This is a genomic window from Pseudocnuella soli, from assembly GCF_004347775.1.
Lineage (GTDB): Bacteria > Bacteroidota > Bacteroidia > Chitinophagales > Chitinophagaceae > Flavisolibacter > Flavisolibacter aquaticus.
The window spans coordinates 3,458,142-3,478,897 of record NZ_CP037755.1; the positions used below are offsets into that span (position 1 = coordinate 3,458,142).

At 50.1% G+C, this 20,756-nt stretch carries 14 protein-coding genes; 9 read left to right on the forward strand and 5 right to left on the reverse strand.

From position 1 onward, the window contains the following. The first annotated feature begins 30 nt into the window (after window positions 1-30). Complete coding sequence (locus EPD17_RS14220) at window positions 31-867, forward strand: DUF2911 domain-containing protein (protein ID WP_132055233.1); 837 nt, start codon at window positions 31-33, stop codon at window positions 865-867. A 114-nt stretch (window positions 868-981) separates the two neighbouring features. Then, the gene (locus EPD17_RS14225) at window positions 982-1,215 is read left to right on the forward strand and encodes a hypothetical protein (RefSeq protein ID WP_132055235.1); all 234 of its coding nucleotides are present in this window, start codon (window positions 982-984) and stop codon (window positions 1,213-1,215) included. Window positions 1,216-1,360: 145 nt separating this feature from the next. Here EPD17_RS14225 and EPD17_RS14230 read toward each other — a convergent pair whose 3' ends face one another. The 3 genes from EPD17_RS14230 to EPD17_RS14240 all read right to left on the reverse strand — a co-directional run bounded on the left by EPD17_RS14230 (window position 1,361) and on the right by EPD17_RS14240 (window position 4,672). Further along, window positions 1,361-2,599, reverse strand: a complete 1,239-nt coding sequence (locus tag EPD17_RS14230) for a TCR/Tet family MFS transporter (RefSeq protein WP_240040632.1) — start codon at window positions 2,597-2,599, stop codon at window positions 1,361-1,363. Window positions 2,600-2,661: 62 nt separating this feature from the next. Further along, on the reverse strand, window positions 2,662-3,006 hold the full coding sequence (locus tag EPD17_RS14235) for an MmcQ/YjbR family DNA-binding protein (protein WP_132055237.1): 345 nt from the start codon (window positions 3,004-3,006) through the stop codon (window positions 2,662-2,664). 103 nt (window positions 3,007-3,109) lie between these two features. Continuing rightward, window positions 3,110-4,672: a helicase HerA-like domain-containing protein gene (locus EPD17_RS14240; RefSeq protein WP_132055239.1), complete on the reverse strand. Its 1,563-nt coding sequence runs from the start codon at window positions 4,670-4,672 to the stop codon at window positions 3,110-3,112. 232 nt (window positions 4,673-4,904) lie between these two features. Between EPD17_RS14240 and EPD17_RS14245 the strand changes: the two genes are divergently transcribed. After that, complete coding sequence (locus tag EPD17_RS14245; protein WP_132055241.1) at window positions 4,905-5,411, forward strand: thermonuclease family protein; 507 nt, start codon at window positions 4,905-4,907, stop codon at window positions 5,409-5,411. A 96-nt stretch (window positions 5,412-5,507) separates the two neighbouring features. Here EPD17_RS14245 and infC read toward each other — a convergent pair whose 3' ends face one another. Both infC and thrS read right to left on the reverse strand, forming a co-directional pair. After that, on the reverse strand, window positions 5,508-6,116 hold the full coding sequence (infC, locus tag EPD17_RS14250; protein ID WP_114233671.1) for a translation initiation factor IF-3: 609 nt from the start codon (window positions 6,114-6,116) through the stop codon (window positions 5,508-5,510). A 160-nt stretch (window positions 6,117-6,276) separates the two neighbouring features. After that, a complete protein-coding gene (gene thrS, locus EPD17_RS14255) occupies window positions 6,277-8,211 on the reverse strand; it encodes a threonine--tRNA ligase (RefSeq protein WP_132055243.1) in 1,935 nt (644 codons plus the stop codon). A 93-nt stretch (window positions 8,212-8,304) separates the two neighbouring features. Between thrS and EPD17_RS14260 the strand changes: the two genes are divergently transcribed. The 6 genes from EPD17_RS14260 (at window position 8,305) to EPD17_RS14285 (ending at window position 20,587) form a co-directional block, all read left to right on the forward strand. Continuing rightward, the gene (locus EPD17_RS14260) at window positions 8,305-9,396 is read left to right on the forward strand and encodes a hypothetical protein (RefSeq protein ID WP_132055245.1); all 1,092 of its coding nucleotides are present in this window, start codon (window positions 8,305-8,307) and stop codon (window positions 9,394-9,396) included. 260 nt (window positions 9,397-9,656) lie between these two features. Beyond that, window positions 9,657-10,451, forward strand: a complete 795-nt coding sequence (locus tag EPD17_RS14265) for a hypothetical protein (RefSeq protein WP_132055247.1) — start codon at window positions 9,657-9,659, stop codon at window positions 10,449-10,451. Between the two features lie 111 nt (window positions 10,452-10,562). After that, window positions 10,563-11,690: a redoxin family protein gene (locus tag EPD17_RS14270; RefSeq protein ID WP_132055249.1), complete on the forward strand. Its 1,128-nt coding sequence runs from the start codon at window positions 10,563-10,565 to the stop codon at window positions 11,688-11,690. A gap of 788 nt (window positions 11,691-12,478) precedes the next feature. After that, window positions 12,479-15,529 (forward strand): SusC/RagA family TonB-linked outer membrane protein, encoded by a 3,051-nt coding sequence (locus EPD17_RS14275; protein ID WP_204743162.1) that lies wholly within the window; start codon window positions 12,479-12,481, stop codon window positions 15,527-15,529. 43 nt (window positions 15,530-15,572) lie between these two features. Beyond that, entirely contained in the window at window positions 15,573-17,096 is a 1,524-nt protein-coding gene (locus EPD17_RS14280) for a RagB/SusD family nutrient uptake outer membrane protein (RefSeq protein ID WP_132055253.1), read from the forward strand. Between the two features lie 101 nt (window positions 17,097-17,197). After that, window positions 17,198-20,587 carry a VCBS repeat-containing protein gene (locus EPD17_RS14285; protein ID WP_132055255.1) on the forward strand — a complete coding sequence of 1,130 codons (3,390 nt, stop codon included), beginning with the start codon at window positions 17,198-17,200 and terminating at the stop codon, window positions 20,585-20,587. The last annotated feature ends 169 nt before the right edge of the window (window positions 20,588-20,756 follow it).

The window sequence follows — 20,756 nt, forward strand, 5'->3', positions numbered from 1 at the left end:
GTTACTTTTGCGCATTAAAACATCCATTTTATGTTGAAAAAGCTTGCTTTTTTTAGTGCATTTTCCTGCCTGATGATTGCCGCCGACGCACAGCAGTTACGAACCCCAGCGCCCAGCACCGCCCAAACCATCAAACAAGAGCTGGGCATCGGCTCGGTGGAACTCTCCTACTCACGTCCCAATGCCCGCAGCCGCAAAGTATTTGGCGACTTGGTTCCATACAATGCTGTTTGGCGCACCGGTGCCAACAATGCTACCACGCTTACTTTTAGCGACGAAGTGGTTGTAAACGGCACTAAAATTCCTGCCGGTAAATACGGCCTGCTGAGCATTCCCACGCCAAAAGAATGGGAACTGATCATTACCAAGCAAACCGACGTAACCTCTCCAGCCGCCTATAAAAAAGAGTCGGACGTGGTGCGGGTAAAAGTGCCGGTAAAAAGCACCGCCAGCCCTGTTGAAACATTTACCATCCAGTTTGCCAACGTAAAGCCAGCCTCGGCCGACCTGCAGATTTCCTGGGAAAATTCAGTGGTGACCCTGCCGATCACAATGGATGTGGACAGCAAGGTAATGGCGCAGATCAATACCGCCATGACTGGTGAAAAGCCTCCCTATTTCCAGGCTGCCATGTATTATATGGAAACCGGCCGCGACATGAAGCAAGCCATCCAGTGGTTTGATAAAGCCGCTGAGCAAAACCCCGAAGCATTCTGGATTCACCACCAGCGTGCCGCCGCACTGGCAAAAGCCGGCCGTAAAGAAGATGCCCGCAAAGCAGCCAACACTTCTATTGAACTGGCCCGCAAAGCCCAGAACATGGATTATGTGCGCCTGAACGAAAACCTATTGAATACTTTGAAATAAGTTTAAGTAAATCCTTTGGGTAAAAATGGCCGGCAATTTTGCCGGCCATTTTTTATTCGTTCATTTCCGCTGCCCTATGGCACAGGATTTAAAGCATTTTCCTAAACAAAGATCATGGACAAAGAAAAAGAAGAATTTCACCGCAACATGCCCTCCGATGAAGGCCGCCGCAACGACCCCGACCGCAGGGAAGAATCGGGGCAACAACCCGGCGCATCAACGTATAGCAGCTCGGATACAGACGGACATAATCAAAACCTGACCCGTACGGCATCGGATGGCTTTCGGGAAGAACCGTTTGGCGAAAACGCCGACGCCGCATTTGACGAAACCGGCGATGAAAAGTAGCGGAAGTAACGTTTTGGTAATGGAGGCTTAACGGCCGCTTTACGTGGCCAATGTTACTTAGTGCATCGTTTGTAGACACCTGTTTTCCAGCCGCCTTTTCCAGGGTGGCTTTTTTATTAAAAAAATGGTCGTAGAAAAACGGCACCTATGCGGGCACCGGTTTTCTTTTTAAAAAGGCATAAGCCAAAACGGTGCTGCTCAACATCAGCACGGCAGCAAACAGGAACGGCGCACCCGAAAAATGTATAGGCGCACCCGGTTTGGTAAAATAAGCAAACAAGTTGGTCATCATGGGCGGGCCAACGATGGAGGTAGCGCTGATCAGCGAAGTAAGTGCACCCTGCAATTCGCCCTGTTCATTGGGCGGCACATGCCCCGAGATAATGGCCTGCAACGCCGGGCCTGCAATACCGCCCAAACAATAAGGCACCATGAATGCAAACAGCATCCAGCTTTGTGATGCAAAAGCAAACAGCACCAGACCAATAGTATACATGGCCAGGCCTACAAATACACTGCGGTCATTGCCGAGCCGCGGCTGCACAAAGCGGATTAAACCGCCCTGCACCAGCGCAATGAGCAAACCAAAAGCGCCCAGCGAAATGCCGATCAGGCGTTCCGTCCAGCCAAATTTTTCAATGGTAAAAAAGGTCCAGTTGCTTTGAATGGCATGGCCCGCGATATAGATTAAAATAAGCGAACCGATCAGTCCACTAATGCCTGGGTATTTTTTCAGGTGCATGAGGGAACCCAACGGATTGGCGCGGCGCCATTCGAACGGCCGGCGCTGATCTTTCGGCAGTGATTCGGGCAAAATAAAATATCCATACAGTGCATTGAGCAAACAAAGCGCAGCTGCCACTAAAAACGGCACCCGGGTACCGTAAGAACCCAGCAGCCCACCAACCACCGGCCCGATGATAAAACCCAACCCGAATGCGGCGCCAATGAGGCCAAAATTTTGCGCCCTGTTTTGCGGCGTGCTGATATCGGCAATGTATGCCGATGCGGTGGTAAACGAGGCGCCGGTAACGCCTGCCACCAGCCTACCAACAAACAACCATGCAATGGTGGGTGCAAAGGCTACAAAAAGATAATCAACGCCAAAACCCAAAAGCGACGCCAACAAGATGGGCCGGCGGCCGTATTTGTCGCTCAGGTTGCCCAGCACCGGCGCAAAAATAAACTGCATGATGGCGTACGCAAACGTAAGCCAGCCGCCCCATTGCGACGAAGCGCTGACGTTGCCGCCAGTGAGTTGCTCAATCAGTTTGGGAATGACCGGTATGATGAGGCCCAGGCCGGTAACATCAATAAGCAGGGTAAAAAAGATAAAACGGAGGGCCGCTTTGCTGTTGGTTTTTGCGTCCATAGTGAGGCGCAAAGGTGCTGTATTTTGGCAGCATGCGCAACTGTTGCACTGTCTTCATGTTGCAGCAAATAATATCAAATGCCCAATTCTGCCTTTTGCTTTTTAGTGAGTTTTGCAGCAACAAGATGATAACTTTCTGCAACTAATTGTTTGATCTCGTCCAGTGAAAAGTTTTGGGGTTGCTGCAATAGAATCCAGCTTGCACGGGCCAGGTACGGCGCAGGCTGCACGCCGGGCCGGGCACACCATTCGTCAAAACTTTCGGCAGGCACTTTTAGGGAAAATTGCAGCGGGTGATCCATGCCTGCAATGCAATACATTTTTGCGCCAATGGTAAACACCAAATCGTTGCCCCATTTGATCGATTCTTCGGTGTGTCGCAATTGTAGGCAAATGCTGCGCAAATCTTCAATATCCATCCGGTAAATTCAAAATGACGTGATCAAACAAACAGCAGTCATTCATCTAAAAATGAACATGCTTCAATCTATTTCTTGTAAAAAAATTTTTGAACATCGCCCATTAAAAGAAGCCCTTTTTACGACGGCTGCCGCCAAAGCCCAATACACCCAGCAGTGTGCGGGTGATCATAGTGGCTGCGGTGCGGCCAGCACTTTTTACCATCGGGTTGTCCATCCAGCTTTCTTCTTTTGGTGCCCGCTTGGCAGCTGTCTTTTCTGCTTTTGCGGCAGCTTCCAGCTCCTCAATTTCCGCTGCGCGTTTTTGTGCCGCTTCCAGCTTGCGGTTCAGTATTTCATAGGCACTTTCCGAATCTACTTCTGCGTTGTATTTCGCAGCAATTTTTGACTGCTGTACCTGCTGGGTCACTTCGAAATCGGTGAGCACATCCATGCGGCTGCGCGGCGGCACCAGCATGGTATGCACCAGCGGTGTGGGAATGCCTTTCTCATTGAGCAGCGTTACAAAAGCTTCACCAATACCCAGCTGCGTCAGGAGTTCGTCGGTTTTGTAAAAACTGGTTTCGGGATAGTTTTCTGCAGCCTGCTTGATCACCTTGCGATCGGCCGCTGTAAAAGCCCGCAGGGCATGCTGCACTTTCATGCCCAACTGGCCCAGTACCGATGCCGGAATGTCCATCGGATTTTGCGTACAGAAAAATATACCGATGCCTTTGGAGCGGATTAATTTAATTACCGTTTCAATCTGGTCAAGCAACACCTCGGATGCTTCATTAAAAATGAGGTGTGCTTCGTCAATAAACAAGATCAATTTGGGTTGATCCATATCGCCTTCTTCCGGTGCCGACGCGTAGAGTTCGGCCAGCAACTGCAGCATAAAAGTGGAGAACATTTTAGGCCGGTCCTGCAGCTCGGTTACCCGCAAAATGGAAATAATGCCGCGGCCATCCGGGGCAATGCGCATCAGGTCGTCCACATCAAAACTGCGTTCGCCAAAAAATGCGTCTGCGCCCTGCTGCTGCAGTTCAATCACTTTGCGCAAAATGGTGCCGGTGGATGTGGTGGAAATTTTACCGTATTGCTTTTCCAGTTCTTCCTTGCCTTCGCTGCTGGCAAACTGCAGCACCCGCACAAAATCTTTCAGGTCGAGCAGTGGCAAACTATTGTCATCGCAGTATTTAAAAATGAGGGCCACAATGCCGCCCTGCGTGTCGTTAAGTCCTAAAATTTTGGACAGCAACACCGGGCCAAACTCACTAACGGTGGCCCGCAAACGAACACCGGGTTTGTTGTTGCTGAGCGTAAGCAATTCGACAGGATATGCCTGTGGCGTATAGTCAATACCCAATGCAGTGGCTCGTTCTGCGGCTTTGGAGCCGGCAACGCCCGGCGCAGCAATGCCGCTTAGGTCGCCTTTGATATCAAGCAGCAACACCGGCACGGATGCATCCGAAAGGCCTTCTGCAATGACCTGCAATGTTTTTGTTTTACCCGTACCCGTTGCTCCAGCAATCAGCCCGTGCCGGTTCATGGTTTTGAGCGGCACATACACAGGCGTGTTGGCCACCGGCACGCCATCAAGAATGGCTTGTCCCAATAAAATTTTCGGCCCCGAAAACTGGTATCCTTTATTGATGGCGGCTGCAAATTGTTCCTGCTGACTCATACGGCTGATTTGGATTTAAGGTACGCAAGAATAGCACAAAAAAGACAATCGGATTTTTGCTTTTCGGCAATATCGATGTGTTATTTGCTGATCTGTTTTTTTGGTTTAAATACAGTTAATGTAAACCTGATATGAATGATTCATTGCGTACGGCAATATTGTTTTACTTGCAAAATAAGAATCAGCCACGACCACTAAATAATACCTGAATTGGTATGCCTAATTTTACAACATGATGTTTACCGGGAGCAGAAGATTGATTTGGGTATTTGGCGCACTGATGCTGCTGTTGGGTTGCCAAAACGCTGACCAGCCGGAGATAAAAACCAGTGCCACATCGGGGCTTGTGGTGCGGCTGGCCGATGGTGATACGTTTACATTACTAGTCGCGGGAAACAAGCAACTGAAAGTGCGGTTATACGGCGTTGATGCACCGGAACGACAGCAGGATTTCGGCAATGTTTCGCGCAGCAAAATGCAAGAACTAACCACGGGCCACACCATTTCCATTGAAGTTAAAGATACCGACCGGTACGGCCGCACAGTAGGCATTGCCCACCGCGATGATGGCTTAAACCTGAACGAGGAAATGCTCCGCAGCGGGTTGGCCTGGCACTACAAAGCATTTGACAAAAACCAGAAATGGGACCAACTGGAGCAGGAAGCCCGTAGCAAAAAACTGGGCTTGTGGTCGCGGCCCAGCCCCACGCCGCCGTGGCAATGGCGCAAAGCCAATTAAAATAGAACAACAAAACCCGCAGTATGAAACACTGCGGGTTTTTTATTGAACTTGTAGCAATGCAATATCGCTACAAGTTATAAGCTATTGATTGCGTTAAGCCTGGGGCGCTGCCTTCTCTTTTCCCTCGGGCTTTTTCTTGGCCTTGGGGGTAAAGATGGCCAGCATGCGTTTGCCTTCCAGTTTGGGCATGCTTTCCAGCGTACCAAATTCAGCCAGGCGTTCCGCAAACTTCAGGAGTAACAGTTCGCCACGGTCTTTAAACATGATGGCGCGGCCTTTAAACTGCACGTATGCTTTTACCTTGTTGCCTTCTTTCAAAAAGCTTTCGGCGTGCTTTGCCTTGAAGTCGAAGTCGTGGTCATCGGTGTTGGGCGTAAAGCGGATTTCCTTCATTTCTGAAGTTTTCGCTTTGGCCTTCATTTCCTTTTCCTTCTTCTTCTTATCGTATAAAAACTTGTTGTAGTCGATGATCTTACACACCGGAGGGTCGGCCTGTGGAGAGATCTCCACCAGATCAAGTTCCTGTGCCTGCGCCATGCGCATGGCCTCTTGTGTGGGGTAAACACCCACGGTTACATTGTCGCCCACCAGGCGCACCTGCGGTACGCGGATGTGGTGGTTAATGCGGTGCTCCGCTTCTCTGCGGATAGGGCCCCGACCGCGGAACCCGCCTTTGTTGACGCCTCTGTTAGGTAATGCCATAATGTTTGTTTACCGCGCCGCCGCCGGCAGCCAGCGGAATGGGTAACAGTTCTTTTTTTTGTTATTGTTCTGCCGAAAATAAAGAAAGTCAAAAGTAAAAACTAATAAGTCGTAAAAAGGATCGGTCTTTTTTCAGCTTTTTACTTTTGACGCTCCGATATTAAAATCTACTACGTTCCGAAATTTCCTGTTTTAGTTTGTCGATAAATACCGCCACGTCTTCTGTGCCCACATCGCCTTTGCCCTGGCGGCGGATCGCCACCTTGCCTTCGGCTTGTTCCTTTTCGCCAATAACCAGCATGTACGGCACTTTCATCAGTTCAGTGTCGCGTATTTTCTTACCGATCTTTTCGTTGCGTTCGTCAATTTCCGCACGAATATCCCACTTTTTCAGTTGGGCCAACAGCGATTTAGCATAATCCATGAACTTGTCGGAAATGGGCAAAATCTTTACCTGCAGTGGCGCCAGCCAAGTTGGGAATTTACCCGCAAAATGCTCCAGCAAAAACCCGATGAACCGTTCGTGGGTACCCAGCGGCGCCCGGTGAATAATCAGTGGGGTTTCTGCCTCGTTATTTTGATTGGTAAACTGCAGCTTGAAGCGACGGCCCTGCGCAAAATCTACCTGGTTGGTGGCCAGGGTAAACTCACGGCCGATCACACTCCATATTTGCACGTCAATTTTCGGACCGTAGAAAGCGCCTTCATCCGGCACTTCTACAAACGGTGTCCCGGTTTCACGGAGCACTTCCCGCACCATGTTTTCGGTTTCTATCCACAGCTCCGGCTCGTTGATGTATTTCTGTCCCAGTTTGGCCGGGTCGTGCAGCGACAGGCGCATCACGTATTTTTCAATGCCAAATATCTCGAAGTACTTCAGGTACATTTCGTTTACCGCCTTGAACTCTTCCGCAAACTGTTCCTTGGTGCAATAGATATGCGCATCGTTCATGTGCAGGCAGCGTACCCGCATCAGGCCAAACAATTCGCCGCTTTGCTCGTAGCGGTAACAAGTGCCGTATTCCGCAATGCGGTAGGGCATGTCGCGGTAGCTTTTGGGCTCCGCATCAAAAATTTTGTGGTGGTGCGGGCAGTTCATTGCCTTGAGGTAATACTTCTCCCCGTCCATTTCCATGGGCGGAAACATGCTTTCGGCATAGTACGGCAGGTGCCCACTGGTGAGGTACATGCTTTCCTTGGCAATATGTGGCGTAACTACCCGCTTATAGCCTGCTTCATTTTCGGTCTCTTTCGCAAGCTTTTCCAGTTCCTCAATGATCACCGTTCCGTTGGGCATCCACATGATCAGGCCTTGGCCCACATCATCGTTGGTGGTGTAAATGCTCAGCTCTTTACCCAGCTTGCGGTGGTCGCGTTTCTTGGCTTCCTCCAGCATGTGCAGGTATTCGTCGAGCTGTTTTTGTGCCGGGAAAGTAACACCGTAAATACGGGTCAGCATTTTATTTTGCTCGTTGCCTTTCCAGTATGCGCCGGCAATATTGGTAAGCTTGATGGCTTTGATAAAACCGGTATGCGGAATATGCGGGCCGCGGCACAGATCGGTAAAGCCGCCTTGCGTATAAAAAGTGATCTCGCCGTCCTGCAGGTTTTGCAGCAGGTCCAGTTTGTACTCATCACCTTTTTCTTCGAAATACGCTACGGCTTCGGCTTTGGCGATGGGCTGGCGCACAAACGGATTGTTCTTCTTGGCTAGTTCATTCATCCGCTTTTCAATGGCCCGAAGGTCGTCTTCATGCATTTGCCGGTCGCCAAGGTCCACATCATAATAAAAACCATTTTCCACTGGCGGACCTACCCAGAATTTCACACCTGGAAATTGCGCCTCGATGGCTTCGGCCATAAGGTGCGCCGAGGAATGCCAAAATGTATTTTGTCCGCCCTTGTCTTCCCAGGTGAGTAATTTCAGTGCAGCATCCTTATTGATAGGTCTTGTTGCATCCCACACTTCGCCATCCACTTCGGCTGCCAAAACTTTACGGGCCAATCCTTCCGAGATTGATTTGGCAACATCCAAAGCGGTGATGCCCGCCTCGTATTGCCGTACCGCTCCATCCGGAAATTTTATTTCAATCATGTTGTTTTGTTGATTTATAGCGGTGCGAATTTAACAAAGCCTTGCCACATTGCACCAATCGGCTCATCTTTGAATTCCTAATTTCACCCGGTTATGAAGTTTGGTGTCGTAAGATTGTTGTTGTTCCTCTTTTTATTAGCGGGCGGAAGCCTGCATGCGCAGAACCTTTCCGGCATCTGGAGGGGTTATTTTGTTTCGGAAGGTTTTGACCAGTACAAGTTTGAAATCCAGATCAAGCAAAACCCGCAGCGGGCAGTGACGGGTGTTTCATACTCTTACCTTACTACTATTTTTTATGGAAAAGCCACGCTTACCGGCACATACAGCCCGGCTACCAAAAAGTTTGTGCTGCAGGAAATAAAGACGGTGGAACTGCGCATGTCCGAAGCGTCGGTGGCCTGTATCATGAAATGTATTCTGGAATACAGCCGCTCGGGCAACGAAGAATTTTTGGAAGGTACCTACACCAGCAAGTACGAAAAAACAAGCAAGGAAGAAGGCGCGGTGAAAGGCGCAGGCTGTGGTGGCGGAACCGTGTACCTGCGAAAAGTAACAACGTCGGATTTTTATGTAGAACCTTTTTTACGCACCAACCCGGCCATCGACAAACCGAATATTGCTGCTAAACCAAAGACTACCACGCCAACAAAACCGGCAACGACCAAGCCTGCAACAACGCCGCCGGTAGCAAAGAAACCAACCACTCAACCCAAGCCCGCACCTACGCCCAAACGCGATACCGTAAGCCGCACGGTGCAGCCGCCGGTGGCTAAACAAGAGCAACCGAAAGTGGCCACACCACCGGCTCCGAAGTTTACACCGCCGCCTGCTACCCGCAACCGTACTAACGACCTCGTACAAACGCTAACGGTGAAGGAACAGGAAATTACAGTGCGGTTATACGACAACGGTGAAATTGACGACGATACCATTTCTGTTTACCTGGATAATAAATTAGTGCTGTCGCAAAAGCGCCTCACTGCAGCGCCACTGATCATTAATTTAAAAATGGATCCGCAAAACCCGGATCATGTACTGGTGCTGGTGGCCGAAAACCTGGGCCGCATACCACCCAACACTTCGCTGATGGTAGTGCAGGATGGAGACCGTCGCTACCAGGTGCGCATCACGTCCACCGAGCAAAAAAATGCGATGGTGCGGTTTAGGTATGAAGGCGGAGATTAGGAATTTCGGATTGACGATTTTCGATTTACGATTTTTGTGCAAATCGATACAATGTATTTAAATAATAGAAAAGCGTGTACTCTGACCGGTACACGCTTTTTCGTTTTACAAAAACAAAAACCCTCAACTGTGTTTTTGCAATACTTGGGCCCATCGACTCGCGGCCACGTCTTCTGACATCGGACATCGGACTTCCGACTCCACCCTACCGCTCATAAAATTTTTACCGTCAAGCAGCTGAAAAAAATTAGATTGCCCGGGTGCTTAAACATGCTCCACTCCTGCTGCTCACCCTGTTGCTATTTTTTGTGCCCAAGGCACAGGAATTGGGCGGCATCTGGAAAGGCACCATGACACAGGCACCGGGCGGCTGTTTCCCCGAATATCACCTGGAGTTGCAGATCAAAATTGTGGGCGAAAAAGTAACCGGCGTTTGCTACCATTATTCCGACACCCGCAATTATGTAAAAAAGGCCTTTGAAGGTGTGTACCATCCCCGCACCAAAAGCATCACGGTTCACGAGCAGGCCATCCTTGCCTTTCACATCCCGGAAGATTGCACGCCCTGCGTGAAAACTTATGACCTTTGGTATGCGCCCAATAACGGCGAAACCCTCAGCGGCGACTGGACCGGCCGGGTCCTCAATACCGGCGCAGCCTGCCAACCGGGCCACATCACCCTCAGCCGGCAGGTGGAGTCGGCGTTTGAAGGCATACAGGAAATTGGCGTGGACACCGGCAACATCCGGTTGGATTTTTACGACAATGGCGAAATTGACGACGACAGCATTTCAGTGTTGGTCAATAACAAAACAGTGTTGAGCCACGAGAAGCTGGGCCTAAAGCCGCTGACACTCAACATCCGGATGGAGCCGACAAAAGAGATCCAGGAAGTGGTGATGAAAGCCGAAAACCTGGGATCGATTCCACCCAACACTGCGCTGCTGATTGTAACCACCAGTTTCGCCCGCTACAAATTGTTTTTAAAAAGCACCACGCAAAGAAGTGCGTCCGTCCGCTTTTTTTATGAACCGGAAAAGCCGAAGACTTTTTAGCTGCGTTGAATGTTTTTGATAAAAGCTGAAATACCCGTTTTTACATCCGGCTGCTTCCATTTGTCTTTTTGGCAAAAAATTCCCGAACTTAATTGTGCCAATTGTTGCCATATGTTCAGAAAACAATTCCTGTTGCTGCTGCTCTGTACAGCTACAACGCTTGCTGCATTTTCAATGCCGGGCGACCAGCCCAAAACGCTGGCCATTGGCAGCAGTGCACCACCATTTTCATTAAAAGGCACCGACGGAAAAACCTACACACTACAGTCATTCAAAGGCGCGAAAATCCTGGCGTTGGTTTTTACCTGCAACCACTGTCCTACCGCACAGGCGTACGAAGAGCGGCTGATTCAACTCGCCAAAGATTATGCTGCGAAAGGCGTTGCACTCGTTGCAGTTTCGCCCAACGATCCCAAAGCGGTACGGCTTGATGAGCTGGGCTATTCCGACCTAAACGATTCCTACGCCGAAATGAAAATAAGGGCAAAGGAAAAAAGCTTCAATTTTCCCTACCTCTACGATGGCGATACGCAGGCAATGAGCTTGGCCTATGGGCCGGTGGCCACGCCGCATGTGTTTATTTTTGATGCCGACCGAAAGCTGCGCTACCAGGGCCGCATCGACGACGTAGAAAACCCGGCCAAAAAGCCTAATACCCACGATGCCCGCAATGCACTGGATGCACTGCTGCAGGGTTCGGCAGTGCCGGTGGCGGCCACCAAGGTTTTTGGCTGCTCCGTAAAATGGGCTGAAAAAGAAGAAGGCAATAAAAAAGCCATGGAGCAATGGATGAAAGAACCGGTGGCGCTGGAAGGCATTGATGAAGCCGGCGTAAAAGAACTACTGGAGAATAAGGGCGACAAACTGCGCCTTATTAATGTATGGGCAACCTGGTGTGGACCTTGTGTGATTGAGTTTCCTGATTTTGTGGCCATCAACCGAATGTACCGCGGCCGCGATTTTGAATTTATTTCGGTTTCGGCCGACAGTCCGGAGAAGCGAGACAAAGCCCTGAAGTTTTTAAAAGAAAAAGGCGCTTCCAACAAAAACTACATTTTTAACCACGACGATAAATACAAGCTCATCGAAGCCATCGACCCGCAATGGGGCGGCGCACTGCCGTACACCATTTTGGTGGAGCCGGGCGGAAAGATTGTGTACCGAAAACAAGCGACTATCAACCCGCAGGCTATAAAGAAAATGATCGTCGATCACCAATTGATTGGGCGGGTTTATTGATGAGATAAAGGCCACGACTTTGTTTAAGATTTACAACCATTTCTTTTAACCAACATTGCAAAACATTTTACCGCTAATCTAGAATTTCGGTTGTGCGTTACCGGGAATAACCGTGTTACCTGGCACAGATCCAATTGCAAGAGCCAGTTCAATATAATTGAAAAAAAATTATGCAACCGATTGCACAAGTCGATTTTAATTCACTACATTTATATTGCCTTTTGCTCAATCCCAAAGACCCTCATTGATTGCGCCTGCCCGTTTCCTGTTGAGCACTGAAAAATGATTGTTGTTGCTATTGATTCGAATGCCAAAAAATAAGTGGCGTGTACCGCTTACACAAAGCCTGATGCCCAGATATGTTGTTTAAACAGCAACATATGAACCGCAGTTCCAGTCGCCAGCGCAGCGTCATTGATCCATTTAAGTAAACAATTCTGAAAACGCTGATACGCCATTGATAAATGGACATTATGCATCATTTGTTGATGCTTATAGAACGAATGTTTACACCTTTGGAAATTTTGTCAACTAATAAATACATTCGCTTGCTTGCTTAAGGTCAACTAGATACACGATTGCTGATTTACATTTTGCTGCCATGCAACCAAACCAAAGTGTTTAAAAAACCCACACTCCTTTTTGAACACCTATAAACTTTTTGCGCTCACTTCTATTTCTCAAAACAAAACCACAGGATTATGCGATCTTGCTTACCCTTTTGGATCGATTCGCTTTTTCGGGTGCCCAGGCACCAAAAAGCAAGGAACGTCCTTCTTATGTTCCTCATGCTTTTCAGTTCCCAATTAGTTTTTGCACAGGGTACCGTTCAGGGCCGCGTAATGGCTGGCGACACCGCCGTAGCCGGCGCCTCGGTGCAGGTAAAAGGTACCAACGTAGGTACCCAAACGGATGCCAACGGTAATTTCAGCATCACTGCGGCCCCCACCGCAACGCTGGTGATCTCGGCTGTGGGTTACGCCCCGCAGGAAATTGCCATCGACAACCGCACTTCCATTAATATTAATATGGAAGGCATGGCCACGCAAATGGAACAGGTGGTGGTAGTAGGTTACGGTACCCAGCGCCGCGCCAACGTTACCGGCGCCATTGCCAATGTAAGTGGTAAAACGGTAGCCGAGCTGCCGGTGCCCAACATCTCGCAAGCCCTCCAGGGCCGCGTGGCAGGTGTGCAGGTAACCAACAACGGTGCCCCGGGCAACCAGCCCATTGTACGCATCCGCGGTATCAGCTCTATTTCTTACGCTTCCGATCCGCTGTATGTAGTGGATGGCTTCCCCACTGGCGACCTTTCCACCATTGACACCCGCGACATTGAGTCGGTGGACGTATTGAAAGATGCATCTGCTGCTGCTATTTACGGTTCCCGCGCCACCAATGGTGTGATCATGATCACCACCAAAAAAGGCAGAAGGGACGGCAAAGTGCAGGTCAGCCTTGATTCTTATTATGGTGTACAAGAGGTAACCAGCCGCCTCGACCTGCTGGATGCCGAAGGTTTTAAACAATATGCCCAAGCCTACCGCGGCAGCCTGCCCGGACGCCTGCTGGCACCGGAAGTGGACAAACCCATTTACCCCGGCGCCAGCCAAACCTATGGCCAAACCAATACCGACTGGCAGGATGCCTATTTCAAAAGAGGCAACATGACTCAGCACAACATTGGCGTTGGTGGCGGTAATGGCATTTCCCGCTTTTATGCTTCGGCCGGTTTTATGGATCAGCAGGGCACCGCTCCTACTGTTGCTTACCGCCGTTATAATTTCCGCATTAACTCGGAGCATAACATCAGCCGGATCTTTACATTCGGTCAAAACCTGTATGCTGCCTCCGCCGATCAGGCCTACGACAACAACGAAGGCCAGGCACGTTCCAACCTCGTGAACGTAATTCGCAATATGCCCCACATGCCTGTGTACGATCCAACATCCAATGGCGGCTTCCGCGGTGTAAACGCTGTACTTGACGGCGGTGACCCCACCAACCCGGTAGAAGACGCCACTTTGAAAAACCCCGGTAACCGCAGCACAGCGAAAATCCTCGGTACCGCTTACCTTGAAGTAGCCTTTGCCCCATGGCTGAAGTTCCGTTCCACTTTTGGTATTGATTATGCCAACACACTGGACTACCGCTTCTCGCCTATTTTCAACAACAACGGTACGATCAACGGCTCCAGTGCAACGGTGGCTACCATTACCAACAACCGCACATCATCGAGGGTACTGCTGTTTACCGAGCAGCTATCATTTGACAAAACCTTTGGCGACCACCAGATCAATGCCATCGCTGTTTACGAGCAGCAGGGTCAAAAGGTGCGCAACGAAAACACCAGCGGCCAGCAGGCCTCTAACGACCTGAAGACGCTGAACAATGCCAGCAACGTGTTTGTTCAGTCCCTGTTCAACGAAAACATGCTGATGTCAGTGTTGGGTCGGGTAAACTACAATTTCCGCAACAAGTACCTGGTTAGCGCAGCCATTCGCCGCGACGGTTTGTCGGTATGGGCGCCGGGTAACAAATGGGCAACCTTCCCTTCGGCCTCGATCGGCTGGCGCATCGACCAGGAAAACTTTATGCAGAACATGCCGAAGATTTCCGAGTTGAAAGTAAGAGCTGGTTATGGCATTACGGGTATGAACGGAACCGTGCTTGGTTACACGCCATGGCAGGTGACCGTGTCGGCCAACAGCGCCATTTATCCTTTTGGCAACAGCCTCACTGCCGGTCCGGCATCTTCCATCCAGCGCCTGGGCAACCGCGAACTGGAATGGGAAACAACCAAGCAAATGAACGTTGGTTTGGACCTGGGCCTGGTGAACAACAAGTTTACCCTGTCTGCCGAATACTTCAATCGTAAAACCGACAACCTGATCCTGAGCGTGCCCCTGCCGCCATCTCTTGGATTCATCACCAGCTCCGTATCTCAGAACGTAGGTGCCATGACCAACAGCGGTGTGGAATTGCAACTGGGTTATAACGACCGCGTGGGTGATTTCCGCTGGAATGCAAGCGCCAACTTTGCTGCCATCCGCAACAAAGTAACCCGTCTTGCTGATGGCGTTACCAACATTGAAGCCGGCGCCGACAACGACTTTGGTGCAGAAAACATTACCCGCACAGAAGTTGGACAGGCCATTCAATCGTTCTATGGCTATGTAGTGGACGGTATTTTCCAAAACGCTGCTGAAGTTTCAGCCCACGCCAAGCAGCGCGACGGAACAGCGCCTGGCGACCTGAAGTTCCGCGACCTGAACAAAGACGGCGTGATTGATGTAAACGACCGCGAGTTCCTGGGTAGCTTTTTGCCAAAATATACCTACGCAGTGAACCTGGGCGCCAACTACCACAACTTCGACCTATCGGTATTTTTCCAGGGCGTACAAGGCAACAAGATTTTCAACGCAACCCGTGTGATCACTGAAGGTATGGTGCGCTTCTTCAACGCTGGTACACAGGTACTGCGTGCATGGACGCCCAACAACACCAACACTGATATTCCACGTGCTGCATCCAGCGATCCCAATCAGAACTCACGGCCATCAACCCGTTTCCTAGAAGATGGTTCGTACCTGCGCCTGAAAAACGTGATCCTGGCCTACAACATTCCTAATGCTGCTTTGCAAAACATCACCAAAGGTGTTGTGAGCAATTTCCGGGTGTATGTATCGGCACAGAACCTTTTGACCTTCACCAAGTACTCGGGCTACGATCCTGAAGTGGGCAACAGAACACCTGGTTCTTCACTCACCAACGGTATCGACTTTGCCGTGTACCCGCAGCCTAAGAGCTACCAGGTTGGTGTGCAAGTGAATTTCTAAGGCAATAAATTTCAACACTGGTTGAACAACAAATGATTTTTTTATGAAACGATCGATTAATAAAATTTTGGCAACAGGCCTGATCCTGGCAACGGGCATACTTGCCTGCGAGGACAAGCTTGATGTGCTTGACGGTAACAACCCTACAACAGAAAGCTATTTTACCAACGCAGTAGAACTGCAGAACGGCGTAAACGCCATTTACTCAACCCTGCGCTCCGGCTCAATGGTAGCCCGCGAATACTTCTTCCTGCACGATATGCGCGGCGCTGAGGCAGCCTCGGGCGGCCCGCAACTGGAAGCCCCCAGGGCCGAACTGCTGGAGCAAACCAACGGCGCTCCTTCCAACTCGGTTTTGGGCAACGTATGGAACGGTTGCTACCAAATGATCAACCGCGCCAACCTGGTGGTTTCCAAAGCACCAGGCGTAACCGACAACACCACGCTGCGCGACCAACTGGTGGGCGAAGCAAAACTGCTGCGTGCCTGGGCTTATTTCGAACTGGTATCGCAGTGGGGTGAAGTGCCGCTTTACACTGAACCCATCAACTCGCCTAGCGATTACAAAGGAAAATCGCCGGTGGCCGATATTTACAACCTGATCTACACCGACCTGACGGAAGCTGCGCAAAAACTGCCCGCTGTTCCCGCACAACCCGGACGTGTAACCAGCGGCACTGCCAATGCGATCATGGGCAAGGCCAAATTGCAGCAGGCCGATTATGCCGGCGCTAAAGAAGCATTCCTGAAAGTGGTGAACTCGGGCCGCTACTCGCTGGTACCGTTCCTGCACAACTTCGACGGCGATGTAATTTCCAACAGCAACAAAGTGGCCGATGGTCATGAATTCAACGCCGAATCCATTTTTGAAGTGGCGTTTACCGACAAAGGCGACAACAACTTCAACTGGGGTTATAATGGCGAAGGCATTTCGCAGCCGGTGAGCACTGTACGCAACCAGGACTACGGCATGACCTGGGGTAACGTGATTCCTTCGAACCTGCTCCTGAGCCAGTTTGAAGCTAACGACCCCCGTTACAAATTCACCATTTATGAATTGGGCGACCGCATCCTGACCTTTGAAGGAACCCGCCCGGGCCGCCAGCTTACTGATGCCGACTTGAACGTTGCCCAAAGCACCCGCAATGGCGTACGGCTGAAAAGAATTTTCCGCAAGTACTCCATTTACGATTGGGATGACAACGGATTCCACCCAGGTGGCATCAATCACCGCCTCATTCGCTACGCCGATGTGCTGCTGCTACTGGCCGAATGCGAAGCAGAACTGGGCAACTTTGGCGCTGCTGCCGGTTACATCAACCAGGTGCGTAGCCGTCCAGGTGTAAACATGCCAGCGGTGACGGCGGCTAACAAAGAGCAGGCTATCCGCGCCGTTATGCGTGAAAGAATGGTTGAACTGGCCATCGAGTCGCTGAATAACATCGACATTTTGCGCTGGCGCAAAAAAGGATATTATCCTTCGATCATGCCAGATCCACGCCCCGGCCAGCAAGACCTACTGCCCATTCCGGCGGCGGAAATTGCGGCCAACCCATTGCTGCGATAAGCATCATTATTCCATAATTTTAAAGAGGCTGCTTGCTACCTGCAAGACAGCCTCTTTAAGCATACAACATTACCGGTTACCCGTTTAGCAATACCTAGTTTATGAGCGCCACTACTCCACTCCTTTCATCCATCCGGCTTTGTTCATTTTTCATCTTTTTTCAAATGCTGGTTACCGGCTGTTCGGAAAAAGGGGAAAAGCAAACCATGTTTACCTCGTTGGATGCAGCACAAACCGGTATTCATTTTACCAATACCATTGAAGAAACGGATTCCACTAAATCGTTCATCAACGAGTTTGGCTACATGGGCGGCGGCGTAGGCATTGGCGATTTTAACAACGATGGGTTGAAGGACATTTATTTTACCGGTAATCAGGTAAGCAGCCGCATGTACCTCAACAAGGGCAATAACCAGTTTGAAGACGTGACTGAAAAAGCCGGTGTACAAACAAATATCTGGGCAACCGGCGTAAGCGTAGTGGACATCAACAGCGATGGTTACGACGATATCTATGTTTGTTCATACGGCTCAAACTTGATCAACCGCACGGCCAATCTGTTATTCATCAACCAGGCCGATGGAACATTTAAAGAGCAGGCTGCGGCTTATGGCCTTGCCGACAGCAGCTATTCTTCGCAGGCAACTTTTTTTGATTATGATAAAGACGGTGACCTGGATATGTACCTCGCCAACTACATGCTGAACGGGCCCAATGCAAATACGCTGTACCGGAAAGATACAACGGGCCGATCGGCAGCTAACGACCGCTTGTACCGCAATGATGGCGATACTAACGGCGCCGGCCACCCGGTTTTTACTGATGTAACGCTTGCTGCAAATATTAAAGACGATGGCATGGGCCTGGGCGTGGTAGTAACTGATGTAAACGGCGACAACTGGCCGGATATATATGTGGCCAACGACTTCGTTTCGGACGATGTGCTGTGGATGAATAAAGGCGACGGAGCCTTTACTAACGGCATAGCACAAGCGCTGCAACACAGCAGCTACTCCAGCATGGGCGTGGATGCCGCCGACATCAACAACGACGGCCGCCCGGATATTACGACGCTGGACATGCTTCCCGAAACCAATGAACGTAAAAAAACTTCGTACTCGCTGATGAATTATAACCGCTACGAAGCAGAGCGGAACCTAGGTTACCATCCACAGTTTGTACGCAATATGCTGCAACTGAACAATAGCACACACCAAGTAAAAGGAATTGACATGCCCTTTTTCAGCGAGATCGGGCAAATGGCAGGCATTGCTGCAACCGATTGGAGTTGGAGCGTCCTGGTAGCAGATTTTAACAATGACGGCTGGAAGGACATGCACATCACCAACGGCATCGGCCGCGATTTTGTGAATGGTGATTTTTTAGAATTCAGTGGCGAAGTGTTGAATACCTCCAATTCATCAATGGCGGATAAACAAAAAGCAATCCGCGAAAAACTTGCTTCGCTGGAGCATGTGCTGCTGCCCAATTACCTGTTTTTAAACAACGGCGATTATACTTTTTCCGATGTGTCATCAACCGCCGGCATCGGTGAACAGTCCATGTCGAACGGCGCTGCTTATGCCGATTTGGATAACGACGGCGACCTCGACCTGGTCGTGAACAACATCAACAGCAAGGCCTTTGTTTTGCTCAATAAAGCCAACAACGAACAACCTGCGAACAACCATTTTCTTAAACTAAAATTGAACGGTGTAAAACCAAACTTGCACGGCCTGGGCAGTACCGTTTATGTTTATTCCGGTGGGCAGATGCAGGTGCAGGAACAGAGCCCGGTAAAAGGGTATTTTTCTACTGTTGATAACGACTTGTTATTCGGCTTAGGCAAAGCAACCAGCATAGATTCGGTTGTAGTAGTGTGGCCGAACGACCGGATGCAGGTGCTACGCCAGCTTGAGGCCGATTCAACATACACGCTTCACCAAAACGATGCGACGCTGCCTTTTCAAAAAAGAATACCTACAGCAACGCCGCTGTTTGCATCCGCCAATGGCGCATTGAATATTGGGTACCTGCACCGCGAAAACCAGCACAATGATTTTGACCAGCAGCGTTTGCTGCCGCAAAAATTTTCCCGCCTTGGGCCATTCATCACCACCGGCGATATGAACGGCGATGGTCTGGAAGACTTTTTTGTTGGCGGTGCATACAATACTTCGGGGCAATTGTTTTTTCAACAAGCCAACGGCAGTTTTTCAGCCCGCGATTTTACTGATAGCATTAAAATGGAAGAAGACGCCGACTGCCTGCTCTTTGACGCAGACGGCGATGCCGACCTCGATCTCATCATCACCAATGGCGAAACGATGTACCCCGATGGATCGCCGTTTCACAAGCCACGCCTTTATTTCAACGATGGCAAGGGCAATTTTACAGCGCAACCGGCAGCCATTCCGGCGACGGTAACAACTATTGCCGGCACTGTGGTTGCCGGTGATTATGATGGTGATGGTGACCAGGACCTGTTCATTGGTGGCCGTGTATCGGGCCAATTTCCCCTGGCGCCGAACAGCTATATTTTACAAAACAACGGTGGCCATTTTACCGACGTGACTGATAAAGTTTGCCCGAAACTGCGCAACGCCGGTATGATTACCGCCGCGGCCTGGGCCGATTATGACGGCAACGGCACCCTCGACCTGGTAGTGGCCGGCGAATGGATGCCAGTACTGTTTTTTAGCAATGAAAATGGCGCACTAAAAGACGCCACCGCCCTTACCAGCCTGCAGGATAACGAAGGCATGTGGCGGTCTTTGGCCGTAACCGACCTGGACGGCGATGGCGACCTGGATATTGTTGCGGGCAACCTCGGTGCCAATTGTATTTACCACGCTGAGCCCGGCAAACCGATGCAACTGATGGCGGCAGACATCGACCGCAACGGCAGCATCGATCCGGTGCTTTTCTACCACATCAAGGATGCCGACGGAAGCACCACGCTGCGGCCTGGCGTGAGCCGTGGGCACTTTGCCGAACAGGTACCCATGATCAAAAAGAAATACCTGCGCCACGCCAATTACGTGGAAGCTACGCCAGCTGATATATTTAAAGGCGTGGAAGAAAACAAAGTCCAAAAGTTGGTGTGCAAGGAAACGCAGTCATCGATTTTTGAAAATATGGGCGGCGGAAAATTTGTAAAAAAAGCACTGCCCCAACAAGCGCAGTTTGCGCCGGTGAATGCAATTGTTTGCACCGATATCGACGGCGATGGCATTAAAGACCTGCTGCTGGCCGGTAACGAATACCAGACCGAGGTAATGACCGGCCGCTATGATGCATCGTATGGACTGTTCCTCACGGGCAATAAGGACAAAACTTTTACGGTAGTGGAACCAGCCCGTTCTGGTTTGCTGATCAAAGGCGACGTGAAAGACCTTGCCGTGATCAACAGCCGAAACAGCAAATGGGTACTGGCAGCGGTGAACAACGATTCGTTACGGGCATTTGGGGTAAAAGCGGCAAAACCGTGATGAGGTAAAGCTTCTCTGCAAAAGATTATTTCTGAAATATAAAATGCCGAACATGATTCGGCATTTTATATTTTATAACCACCCTATTAGATTGCACTTATGAACTTCGGTTCTTTGTCATGCCGAACTTGTTTCGGCAGCTCCTTCGAGTAAGAAACTTTGAAGATCG